10 protein-coding genes are annotated in these 11967 nt (G+C 70.2%); 4 read left to right on the forward strand and 6 right to left on the reverse strand.

The window, feature by feature from the left end:
- Positions 1–8: 8 nt before the first annotated feature.
- Entirely contained in the window at positions 9–2501 is a 2493-nt protein-coding gene (locus BFN01_RS07650; protein ID WP_071643264.1) for an RNA helicase, read from the reverse strand.
- Between the two features lie 29 nt (positions 2502–2530).
- A complete protein-coding gene (locus BFN01_RS07655; protein ID WP_071643266.1) occupies positions 2531–3562 on the reverse strand; it encodes an aromatic acid exporter family protein in 1032 nt (343 codons plus the stop codon).
- Between the two features lie 75 nt (positions 3563–3637).
- Here BFN01_RS07655 and BFN01_RS07660 point away from each other — a divergent pair, with 75 nt between their 5' ends.
- Positions 3638–4684, forward strand: coding sequence for a DUF998 domain-containing protein (locus BFN01_RS07660; protein ID WP_071643268.1), 1047 nt, complete (start codon positions 3638–3640; stop codon positions 4682–4684).
- Between the two features lie 47 nt (positions 4685–4731).
- On the opposite strand, the gene BFN01_RS07665 is transcribed toward BFN01_RS07660, so the two are convergent.
- From BFN01_RS07665 to BFN01_RS07670, 3 genes are all read right to left on the reverse strand, one after another.
- Entirely contained in the window at positions 4732–5049 is a 318-nt protein-coding gene (locus BFN01_RS07665; RefSeq protein ID WP_371261004.1) for a substrate-binding domain-containing protein, read from the reverse strand.
- Entirely contained in the window at positions 5046–5189 is a 144-nt protein-coding gene (locus BFN01_RS15190; RefSeq protein WP_256221074.1) for a hypothetical protein, read from the reverse strand. The genes BFN01_RS07665 and BFN01_RS15190 overlap by 4 nt, the downstream gene beginning before the upstream one ends.
- Positions 5190–5324: 135 nt before the next feature.
- Complete coding sequence (locus BFN01_RS07670; protein ID WP_071643270.1) at positions 5325–6038, reverse strand: EAL domain-containing protein; 714 nt, start codon at positions 6036–6038, stop codon at positions 5325–5327.
- Between the two features lie 116 nt (positions 6039–6154).
- On the opposite strand from BFN01_RS07670, the gene BFN01_RS07675 reads away from it, so the two are divergent.
- The 3 genes from BFN01_RS07675 to BFN01_RS07685 all read left to right on the forward strand — a co-directional run bounded on the left by BFN01_RS07675 (position 6155) and on the right by BFN01_RS07685 (position 9861).
- Entirely contained in the window at positions 6155–7183 is a 1029-nt protein-coding gene (locus BFN01_RS07675; RefSeq protein ID WP_071643272.1) for a diguanylate cyclase, read from the forward strand.
- A 104-nt stretch (positions 7184–7287) separates the two neighbouring features.
- Positions 7288–7497: a heavy-metal-associated domain-containing protein gene (locus BFN01_RS07680; protein WP_071643274.1), complete on the forward strand. Its 210-nt coding sequence runs from the start codon at positions 7288–7290 to the stop codon at positions 7495–7497.
- A 90-nt stretch (positions 7498–7587) separates the two neighbouring features.
- A complete protein-coding gene (locus BFN01_RS07685; RefSeq protein WP_071643348.1) occupies positions 7588–9861 on the forward strand; it encodes a cation-translocating P-type ATPase in 2274 nt (757 codons plus the stop codon).
- A 33-nt stretch (positions 9862–9894) separates the two neighbouring features.
- On the opposite strand, the gene BFN01_RS07690 is transcribed toward BFN01_RS07685, so the two are convergent.
- The gene (locus BFN01_RS07690) at positions 9895–11961 is read right to left on the reverse strand and encodes an APC family permease (RefSeq protein ID WP_177243833.1); all 2067 of its coding nucleotides are present in this window, start codon (positions 11959–11961) and stop codon (positions 9895–9897) included.
- Positions 11962–11967: the final 6 nt, after the last annotated feature.

Genomic DNA, 11967 nt, shown 5'->3' on the forward strand with positions numbered 1-11967 from the left:
CGCCGCAGCTACAGTCTGGTCACGCCGGTCACGGCCACGACCGCCTCACCCGCCTCGTCGGACGCGCCGAGGTCGATCGTCGCGGAGATGCCCCAGTCGTGGTCGCCGGCCGGGTCGTCGAGGATCTGCCGCACGGTCCACTGCTGCGCGTCCTGCTCGATGAGCAGCAGCTGCGGGCTGCGGGCATCCGCACCGGTGCGGATCTCGTCGTGCTCGGCGAAATACGCGTCGAGGGCGTCGTTCCAGCCGTCGGCGCCGAAGTCGGCGTCGAGCGATGCCAGGGATTCGACGTCTTCGCGGGCGGCGAGCAGCACGCGGCGGAACATCTCGTTGCGCACCAGCACGCGGAAGGCGCGGGTGTTGGCGGTGAGACGCTTCGGCGCGGGCGGCACGACCGGTTCGTCGTGGCGGTCGACCACGCCGTTGTCGGTGCCCGCCATGAGCTCTTCCCACTCGTCCAGCAGGCTCGAGTCGACCTGACGCACGAGCTCGCCGAGCCACTCGATGAGGTCGCGCAGCTCGTCGGTCTTCAGCTGCTCGGGGATGGTCTGCGAGGCCGCGCGATAGGCATCCGACAGGTAGCGCAGCACAACCCCCTCCGACCGGGCCACCTTGTAATAGGCGACGTACTCCCCGAACGACATGGCCCGCTCGTACATGTCGCGCACCACCGACTTGGGGTGCAGCTCGAAGTCGCGGATCCACGGCTGCGACGAGCTGAAGGTCTCGAACGCCGCGCTCAGCAGCTCGTCGAGTGGCTTGGGGTAGGTGATCTGCTCGAGCAGCTCCATGCGCTCGTCGTACTCGATGCCCTCCGCCTTCATCGCGCCGACAGCCTCGCCGCGCGCCTGGAACTCCTGCTGACTGAGGATCGCGCGCGGGTCGTCGAGGGTGGCCTCGACGATCGAGATCATGTCGAGGGCGAACGTCGGCGACTCGGGCTCGAGCAGCTCGAAGGCCGCCAGAGCGAACGGGGAGAGCGGCTGGTTGAGCGCGAAGTCGGGCTGCAGATCGACGGTGAGGCGCACGGTGCCGTCTGCCCGCTCCACGACGCCGGACTGCAGCAGGGTGCGGTAGATGCCGAGCGCCCGCAGGGCCAGCAGCCGCTGCGCGGCTCGCGACTCGTGGTTGTCGTATACCAGGGAGCGCATATTCGCGAAGACGTCGCCGCCGCGGGCGATCACGTTGAGCATCATCGCGCTGGTGATCTGCATGTGCGACGTCAGCGTCTCGGGCTCCGAGCCGATGAGCTTCTGGAACGACGGCTCGCCCCAGGACACGAACCCGTCGGGCGCCTTCTTGCGGATGATCTTGCGCTTCTTCTTCGGGTCGTCGCCCGCCTTCTTCACCGCGGCGATGTTGTCGCTCTCGTGCTCGGGTGCCTGCGCCACCACCGTCCCTGCGGTGTCGTAGCCCGCGCGCCCGGCGCGCCCGGCGATCTGGTGGAACTCGCGGGCGTTCAGCTGACGCATCCGCGTGCCGTCGAACTTCGTCAGCGCGGTGAGCAGCACCGTGCGGATCGGCACGTTGATGCCCACGCCGAGCGTGTCGGTGCCGCAGATCACCCGCAGCATGCCGCGCTGCGCGAGCTGCTCGACGAGGCGACGGTATTTCGGCAGCATCCCGGCGTGGTGTACGCCGATGCCGAGCCGCAGCAGCCGCGACAGCGTCTTGCCGAACGCGGTCGTGAACCGGAATCCGCCGATCAGCTCGGCGATGGCATCCCGCTGCTCACGGGTGGCGACCTTCGCGCTCGCCAGCGCCTGCGCGCGCTCCATCGCCGCCGCCTGCGAGAAGTGCACGATGTACACCGGCGCCTGCCCGGTGGAGAGCAGCTCGTCGATCGTCTCGTGGATCGGCGTCGTCTCGTAGTAGAAGTGCAGCGGCACCGGACGCTCGACACCCGTGACCACCGCCGTCTCGCGACCGGTGCGACGGGTGAGGTCGGCGGCCAGCTCGGTGACATCGCCCAGGGTCGCCGACATCAGCACGAACTGCGCCTGCGGCAGCTCGAGCAGCGGCACCTGCCACGCCCAGCCGCGATCGGGATCGCCGTAAAAGTGGAACTCGTCCATCACCACCTGGCCCACGTCGGCGTCAGCACCCTCGCGCAGCGCGCGGTTGGCGAGGATCTCGGCCGTGCAGCAGATGATCGGCGCGTCGGCGTTCACCGATGAGTCCCCGGTGATCATGCCGACGCTCTCCGCGCCGAACACCTCGACCAGCGCGAAGAACTTCTCGCTGACCAGCGCCTTGATCGGGGCGGTGTAGAACGTGCGACGACCATCGGCGAGGGCCGCGAGATGCGCTCCGATGGCGACCAGCGACTTGCCGGTGCCGGTCGGCGTCGACAGGATCAGGTTCTTGCCCGACACGATCTCGATGACCGCCTCGTCCTGCGCGGGGTACAGGCTGATGCCGGTCGACTCCGCCCACTCGACGAAGGCCAGGTAGACGGAATCCGGATCGGCGCCGCGCACCGGAGAGGGATCGAGAGGCATGATGGTTCGATCCTTTCACGCCCGCCGGGTCAGGTCTCGTCGCGCAGCTCGCCGTGGATGCGCCGCAGGTCCTCCATCAGCGACCCGACGAGGATCCAGTGATCGGATGCCGGAGGGCGCACCACCAGAGGTGTGGTGAGGGCCGGCACGGGTGCGGTGCGGTCATCCGGAAGGCGCTCCGCCGACTGCACCGCCAGCCGCACGTCGTGCCCCGCGCGGTGCAGCTGCTCGGCGATCGCCCGCACCGTCTGGTCGCTGGCGAGCGAATCCTCGTAGTGGTCGATGTAGGCGCGCGTCATCCCGATCACCTGCGTGACCACGGGGGAGAGCCGATCGAACACGTCCTGCAGCTGGTCGAGATCCTCGCGGTGGCGCCCGCGGCGGGGGTTGAGTGCGAGCGACTCCTCGGCTGCCGTCAAGGATGCCTCGGCTGCCTCCTTCATGGGGCGCAGCAGCCGCGCTTCGAGCATCAGCTCGTAGAGCTGGGCGGCGCTGCGGGTGGTGGGCAGCGCGTCGGCGAGACGGTCGAGGGATGCGGCGAGCTCGCGACCGAGCATCCCGATGTCGCGCCGGGCAGGTGCCGAGAGAACCGGCGGGACGACGGCGACGTTCACGACGAATCCGACGGCGGCGCCGATGAGCGTCTCCAGGATCCGATCCAACGCGTAGTCGGGGTTCGATGACCCGAGAGCCAGCACCAGCACGGCCGAGATCGCCACCTGATTGCCCGTGCCCGTCGACGCGCGCAGCGCCCAGGCGATCAGCAGCGCGACGACCACCGCGGCCAGCACCACCCAGCTCTGCCCGCCGAGCAGCAGGCTCAGCAGCACGGCGATGACGACACCGAGGATCACCCCGGCGCTGCGCTCGAGCGCCTTCGACAGCGACTGGTTGACGCTGGGCTGCACGACCAGCAGCGCGGCGATCGCGGCGAACACCGGCAGCGGGCCGGGGATCAGCCAGCCGGCGATCAGCCACGCCGCGATCGTCGCGGCGGCCGACTTCAGCACCTGCAGCAGGGGAGCCCGGCGGGCGGCACGGATCGCGGCGGGGAAGCGCATGGGTCAACGGTAGCGCCGGCACGCGTGTGCGCGTCGGGCCTCGGCGGTGTCGGCCGGGAGTGGTTCGATGGGGGCATGGAGACCGGTCTGCGCGTTCTGGAGAGGAAGCTGTGGGCCACCGCGGTCTGCTTCACGTCGGGCGCCGTCATCGGCACCGCGGTGCTGTGGGGTGCTGCCCGGCCGTTCAGCGGAGACGGGTCGGTCATCATCCCGATCGCGCTCGTCGCCGCCGTGATCGCGGCGGTCGCCTTCATCGTCAGCACCCGGATGCACCGCGCCGGCGAGACCGCCCCCATGCCGCCGTGGCAGGCCGCCGTGTCGCACATCAGCGCGGCCGCGGTGACCGTCGCGATCGCCGGCGTCTCGGGCCTCGGCGTGCTGCTCGCCGGCGAGGTGCTCGCGACCGGACTGGAGGGACTGACCCTGCCCGCCGTCGCCGGCGGGGTGTTCACCGGTGTCGCGTCGGCACTCGGCGGCCGACTGGCCTTCCGCATGGGCGTGCGCCTGAGCACGCAGGACATCGCGGCGCTGCTGACGGCGTTCCTCGTGGTCGGCACCCTGTTCGCGATGCTGACCGCCGCGGATGCCGCGTGGTGGGAGCGCAGCTTCTCCGAACTCGGCATCGGAGCCCGCGGATGGGCGTTCAACGGCACGGTGATCGTGGCGGGACTGCTGATCGCCACCACCGGCTCCTACCTCGGCCGCGATCTGCACCGGATGCTCGGTGACGGCGCCCTGGCGTCGATCGCCGCCATCGTGCTCACCTGGGCCGGAGCGGGAGTCGCGCTCGCCGCGGTCGGGCTGCTGCCGCTCGACAGGGTTCCCGTCGCGCACGCGATCGCCGCCTTCTCGATGCTCGCGTTGATCCTCGTCGCGGCCGTGCTGACGACGCTGCTGCTGCGCGACGTCGCGGCGCTGCGGATGCTGACCATCGCTCTCGTCGGCATCGTGGTGATCGTGACGGTGATCGCCTTCGGTTTCCGGATGCTGTCGGTCGCAGCCCTCGAGGGCATCGTCGTCGGGCTCGTGCTGCTGTGGCTCACGACCCTCGTGCAGCTGCTCGCCGTGCTCGCGCCCGAGGCATCGCGGCCGTCCGCGCGCCGGTCGCCGCTGCGTGCCTGAGCGCGGCGCCGGGCTCGGGTGGTCCCCGCGGGGACGCTTCGCGGCCGTCACCGCGCTCGGGTGGTCCCAAATGGCCGCGTCATGGGTGGCGAGGCGGCCATTCGGGCCCACCCGGCGCGGTCAGCGCGCGGGGGCCGCCGGAGGCGCGGTGGATGAGCGGACGATGAGCTCCGGATGCAGGCGGGCTCGTCACCGGCATCCGTCCCCTCGATGTGCGAGATGAGTCGCTGCGCCGCCGCGCGACCCATCTCCTCGAACGGCTGACGCACGGTGGTGAGAGCGGGGGAGGCGTACGCGGCGAGGGCGATGTCGTCCACGCTGACCACCGAGACGTCCGCGGCGAGCAGAGTCGGCGTGGCGGTCATGCGTCCCCCTTGCGGCGCTGCAGCAGCGCGTAGACGATCGCGAGCACGCCGGCGATCACGGCCATGAGCAGCGCGTAGGCGGATGCCGGGCCGCTGCCCGACGGCGAGATCTCGCCCATCATCGAGTTGTAGGTCAGCACTAAGGCGCAGGATGTTTGCGCTCACAACCCGGAGGCGTCTGTGTTTAAAGCAGTCAACGACGAACCGCGGGTAGCGCTACCACTCTCGACCGTCCGCGGTGGTCGCGATCCGCGCGCGGCGCAGCGGGCTGCAGGTCAGAGGCCCGACGCGTCCACTCCGACACGACGCCGCAGGTCGACCAGCATCTCCGCCACGCCGTCGACCGGGGTCGGTCGGCCCAGGTGGTACCCCTGGGCGAGGCCGACCTCGAGTGCGCGCACGGCCTCGAGCTGCGTCTCGTCCTCGACGCCCTCGACGAGGGCGCGGGCGTCGACCTCATCGGCCGCCCCGAGGATGCTCTCGACGCGATGGCGCCCGTCGTCGTCCGCAAGAGAGTGCCAGAACACGGCACGATCGATCTTCACGATGTCCGGCCGCAGCTGACGCACCCGTTCCTCGTCGGCGAAGTCCACTCCCGCATCGTCGATGAGCAGGAAGCCGCCGAGCTCGTCGACCTGCTGGCGAATCGCCAGGCACTCCTCCGGCTCGGCGCCCTCGAACAGCTCGAGCCCCCACGAGCGGTCGCAGCGGCGAAGCGCCTCGGCCAGCCGCGGGAAGCCCATCGTGCGTCCGGAGACGTTCAGGGTGATGAATCCGTCCGCAGGCAGAGTCGTCGCCGCGTCGACGGCGCTCTCGATCAGCTGCAGCTCGAGCTGCGCACGCTGGCCGCGGTCCTCCGCCACACGCAGATGATCGAGTGGCGAGCCGCCGTCGTCGAAGCGGGCGAGTGCTTCGAAGCCGACGACGCGCATCGCGCGCACGTCGACGATGGGCTGGAAGAAGGCTCGCGCCTTCGGCAGATCAGACATACGGCTCCGGTCACTGAGAAACTTCAGTGTATTCCTCGTGGAACAGGGCGCCGGGGGCGGCGTTTCGCGGCTAGCCTGAATCCCGGGCAGCGCCGCCGGTGACGAAAGGGGCACACGTGGGTCAGCAGGACGTCCGCCGGGCCGATTCCGCTGAGCTCGGCTGGCTGAACGCCTCCTGGCTGATGCGGATCCGCAGACGCACATCGACCTACTCGATCGTCACGGCGATCATGTGCGCGTTCTTCTCGATCCTGCTGCTCATTGAACTGCTCGAGCGCGACATGTCGCCCGTCGAGGTCGGGTTCTCGGCGGCCCTCATGGCCGCCGGCTTCGTGCCCGCGGCGGCCGTCCTCCTGTTCGGTCGGCGCATTCCGCGGTACTGGGGCCTGATCCTGGTGCTTGTGCATGCGGCGGTGTCGGTCTACTACATCGGATTCTCGAGCGGACGACAGAACGCCGTCGCGAACGTGCAGGAGCTGCCGGTCATGGCGATGTACCTGGCCTGGTTCTACGGAGCCCGGATCAGCCGGCCCGTCGAGATCGCGATCCTCGCCGCCGTCGGCACGGCGATGGTGTTCGGCCCGTTCGGCGGCGACCCGATCCCCGGCGCGGCAGCGGCGGGGCTGTTCGGAGCGGCGAACGTGTTCGGCCTGGTCGTCATGAGCTGGATCTGCCTCGAGATCGGCTTCTTCGTCCGGCATCGGGTGCGGGTCGAGGCGCAGACGGATCCGCTCACCGGTGCACTCAACCGTCGCGGCCTGGTGCGGCACATGAGCGAGGAGCTCCGCCGTGCGTCGCGCACCGGCCGGCCGCTGACGATCGCGCTGATCGACCTCGACGACTTCAAGGCGGTGAACGACGAAGAGGGCCACGAGGCCGGTGACGCCGTTCTCAAGGAGCTCGTGATGCAGTGGGTGTCGCTGTCGCGAGTCGGCGACCGCGTGGCCCGTCTGGGGGGCGACGAGTTCGTGATGCTGCTGCCGGACACCCCGCAGTCGGGAGCGGCGGCGATGCTCGAGCGGATGCACGAGCTGACCTCGCACCCGTGGTCGTGGGGAGCGGTTCAGGTGCAGGAGGACGAGACGCTCGAAGACGCGCTGCGGCGGGCGGATGCCGAGATGTACCGCCACAAGCGCGGCCGATGAGCGCCAAGCCGCGCGCGCTCGCCGCGCGAGGGAATACCCCACGGGGGTATTTGGTAGTACTCTGAGTACATACCCCTCTCGGGTATCCCAGCGAAGGAGGAGCGATGAGCACCACCGAGTTCCAGGTGAGCGGAATGACCTGCGGTCACTGCGAGATGTCCGTGCGCGAAGAGGTCGAGAAGATCCCCGGCGTCGAGAGCATCGAGGTCAGCGCCCAGACCGGCCGTCTCGTCGTCGGCTCGGCCACCGCCGTCGATGCCGATGCGGTCATCGCCGCCGTCGACGAAGCAGGGTACCGCGCAGTCGTGTCCTGACGCGGACCGGATCTCAGGGAGCAGATCGTGATCAGCGAGCCGACACCCGCCGGCGCCGAGCAGACCCGCGTCGACCTCGACATCGGCGGGATGACCTGCGCATCCTGCGCGATGCGCATCGAGAAGAAGCTCAACCGGCTCGACGGCGTCAGCGCGAGCGTCAACTACGCGACCGAGAGGGCTCAGGTTCTCGTCGACGGCCCCGTCGACACGGCCGCGCTCATCGCCGAGGTCGAGAGCGCGGGGTACTCGGCGGCGGTGCCCGCGCCGCCCGCCGTCGCGGGTGCGGAGCCGGATGCCGAGTCGGCCGCCGACCACGAGCTGCGCTCGCTTCGGGAGCGGCTGATCGGCTCGGTCGTGCTGTCGATCCCGGTCATCCTGCTCGCGATGATCCCCGTACTGCAGTTCACCTACTGGCAGTGGGCGTCGCTCGCGCTGGCGGCGCCGGTGGTCGTGTGGGCGGCCTGGCCGTTCCACCGCGCGGCGTGGGTCAACCTGCGCCACGGCGCGGCCACCATGGACACCCTGATCAGCCTCGGCACGTCGGCCGCGTTCCTGTGGTCGCTGTACGCGCTGTTCCTGGGCACGGCGGGCATGCCGGGCATGACGCACGGCTTCTCGTTCGCCATCACCCGCAGCGACGGTGCCGGCAACATCTACCTCGAGGTGGCGGCAGGGGTGACGATGTTCGTTCTCGCCGGCCGGTACTTCGAGAAGCGCGCCAAGCGCCACGCGGGAGCCGCGCTGCGCGCGCTGATGGAGCTGGGCGCCAAAGACGTCGCGGTGCTGCGCGACGGTCGCGAGTCGAGCATCCCGATCGACGATCTGCGAGTCGGCGACGAGTTCGTCGTGCGCCCCGGCGAGAAGATCGCCACCGACGGCGTCGTCGTCTCGGGGACGTCGGCGGTGGATCAGTCGATGATCACCGGCGAATCCGTGCCCGTCGAGGTCGCGCCGGGGGATGCCGTGACCGGAGCGACCGTGAACGCCGGCGGCCGGCTCGTGGTGCGCGCGACGCGGGTGGGCGCCGACACGCAGCTCGCGCAGATGGCGCGCATGGTCGAGGACGCGCAGACGGGCAAGGCGGAGGTGCAGCGTCTGGCCGATCGCATCTCGGGTGTGTTCGTCCCGATCGTCATCGCGGTCGCGCTCGTCACGCTCGTCGCTTGGCTGGTGCTCGGCTTCCCGGCATCCGTCGCCTTCACCGCCGCTGTCGCGGTGCTCATCATCGCCTGCCCCTGCGCCCTGGGCCTGGCGACGCCCACCGCCCTGCTCGTGGGGACGGGGCGCGGTGCGCAGCTGGGCATCCTGATCAAGGGACCGGAGGTGCTCGAATCGACCCGCCGGGTCGACACGGTCGTGCTCGACAAGACCGGAACGGTCACCGAGGGACGCATGTCGGTCTCCGCGGTCGTGCCGGAGCACGGGGTGGATGCCGACCGTCTGCTGCTCCTCGCCGGAGCCATCGAGCACGCCAGCGAGCATCCGATCGCGCGAGCCGTCACGTCCGCCGCGTCCGAGATCTCGGATGACCCGGATGCCGCGCGGCGAGCCGCCGTGCGACCCGCCGTCGAGGGTGCGGATGCGGAGACGACGTCGACCCCGAGGCGGTCGCTGCCGGCGGTCGAGTCGTTCCAGAACCACGACGGGCGGGGCGTCACCGGCGTCGTCGAGGGGCACGCGATGGTGGTCGGGCGGCTCTCGCTGCTCGAGGACTGGTCCATCCACCCGTCTGCGCAGCTGCTCGAGGCGAAGGGGGATGCCGAGGCCGCGGGCCAGACGGCCATCCTCGTCGGGTGGGACGGCGCCGCGGCGGGAATGATCGTCGTCGCAGACGAGGTCAAGGCGACGAGCGCCGAGGCGATCGCATCTCTTCTGGCGCTCGGGCTGCGCCCGGTGCTGCTGACCGGTGACAACGAAGCCGCCGCCCGGCACATCGCCGGCCAGGTGGGCATCGACGAGGTCATCGCCGAGGTGCTGCCGGCCGACAAGGTCGCGGTCGTGTCGCGCCTGCAGGCCGAGGGGCGGGTCGTGGCGATGGTGGGCGACGGCGTGAACGACGCGCCGGCGCTGGCGCAGGCCGACCTGGGCATGGCGATGGGCACGGGCACGGACGTCGCGATCGAGGCATCCGACATCACTCTCGTCCGCGGCGACCTGCGCGCGGCGGCCGACGCGATCCGCCTCTCCCGGCGCACGCTCGGCACGATCAAGGGCAACCTGTTCTGGGCGTTCGCGTACAACGTCGCGGCGATCCCGCTCGCCGCGCTCGGGCTGCTGAACCCCATGCTCGCGGGCGCGGCGATGGCGTTCTCGAGCGTGTTCGTCGTGGGCAACAGCCTGCGGCTGCGCGGCTTCCGGTGATCCGCGAGGATCGACGGCGAGAACGCGCCGGCCTCAACCCTCGTCGGGCGGACCCGCCGGCCGCTGCACGCGCCGACCCCGCGGCGGCGCACCGTACAGCGCCACCGGACGACCCGCGCGCTCCTGCCCGGGCACGGGCCGCGAGCGGCGGCCGTAGATCAGCTCGGACGAGTCGAGCAGCCACGGCACGAGCGTGATCGTCACGCCGTGCACGAGCATCAGCTGCGAGGCGATGCGGCGCGCGCGCCGGTTGTGCAGCAGGCTCTCCCACCAGTGCCCGACGATGTACTGCGGCAGGTAGACGGTGACGACCGACGGGCCGTTCTTCTCGCGGTACTCGCGGATGAAGTGCTCGATGGGCTGCGCGAAGGTGCGGTACGGCGAATCGACGATCACCAGCGGGACCGGGATGCCGAGCTGCTCCCACTCGCGCTGCAGCACCTTCCCGTCCTCGGGCGTCAGGGCGATGTGCACGGCGATCGTCCTGTCGTGCTGCGCGGCGATCGCGTAGTCGAGCGCCTTGATCACCGGCTTTTGGAGGCGGCTCACCAGCACGATGGCGACGTCGCCCTGCGAGCCGAAGTGCGTCGTGTCGTCGATGCTGATCTCGTGCTCGACATCGCGGTAGTAGCGCTTCACTCCCAGCATCAGCACCGCCAGCAGCGGGATCGCGAAGAACACCATCCACGCGCCGTGGGTGAACTTCGTGATCGTCACGATCACGAGCACGGCGACCGTCATCACCGCGCCCACGGAATTGATCACCAGACCCACGTGCGCGGAGCGCCGCTCGGCTGCGACCTCCGACAGCCGGCGGTGACTCGTCTCGCGCAGCAGCCGGCGCCAGTGCCGCACCATGCCGATCTGACCCAGCGAGAACGACACGAAGACGCCGATGATGTACAGCTGGATCAGAGCGGTGAGGTTCGCCTGGAACGCCACGAGCACCGTGACGGCGCCGATGCCGAGCAGGATCATGCCGTTCGAGAAGACGAGCCGGTCGCCGCGGGTGTTCAGCGCCTTCGGAGCGTAGCCGTCGCGCGCGAGCACGGCCCCCAGCAGCGGGAAGCCGTTGAACGCGGTGTTCGCGGCGAGCAGCAGCACGCAGGCGGTCGCCGCCTGGATGACGAAGAACAGGATGCTGCCGCCGCCGAACGTCGCCGCGGCGATCTGCGCCATGAGGCTCGGCTGCGGGCCCGAGCAGTCGAAGCCCTGCAGATCGCACGGGTTCTCGGCGTAGCGCACCCCGGCGATCAGCGCCATCGCCGTGAGACCGGTGAACAGCAGCGCCGCGACCCCGCCCATCATCGTGAGGGTCAGCTGAGCGTTGCGGATCTTCGGGCTGCGGAACGCCTGCACGCCGTTCGACACGGCCTCCACGCCGGTCAGCGCCGAGCATCCGCTCGAGAAGGCGCGAAGCACGAGCAGCACGATCGCGGCCTGCGAGATGCTCTCGGCCTCGACGGTGTAGCTCGCGCTCGCCGCGACGGGCGCATCGCCGAGGAAGGTGCGGAGCAGGCCGGTGCCGATCATCAGCACCACCGAGCCGATGAAGACGTAGGTCGGGATGGCGAACACGGTCGACGCCTCGCGCACGCCGCGCAGGTTGACGATCACGATGAGGATGACGAAGCCCACCGCCAGCTCGACGCGCCACGGGTCGAGCGACGGCACGGCCGAGATGATGTTGTCGACGCCCGACGCGATCGACACGGCGACGGTGAGCACGTAGTCGACGAGCAGCGCAGCCGCGACGACGACGCCGGGGATCTCGCCGAGGTTGGTCGAGGCCACCTCGTAGTCGCCACCGCCCGACGGGTACGCCTTGATCAGCTGGCGGTAGCTGAGCACCACGACGATCAGCAGCAGCACGACGGCGGCCGCCACCCACGGGCTCAGCGTCAGGAACGACACCCCGCCGATCAGCATGATCATCAGCATCTCCTGAGGCCCGTACGCGACGGAGCTCAGTGCGTCGGACGCGAAGATGGGCAGCGCCATGCGCTTGGGGAGCAGCTGATCGTCGACCTGCTGGGTGGTGAGGGGTTCGCCCAAAAGGATGCGCTTCGCGTGCAGCGGGGCGTCCGCGCTCTCACGCATTTCGTT

Origin of the sequence: Microbacterium sp. AR7-10, from assembly GCF_001878835.1 — a bacterium.
Lineage (GTDB): Bacteria > Actinomycetota > Actinomycetes > Actinomycetales > Microbacteriaceae > Microbacterium > Microbacterium commune.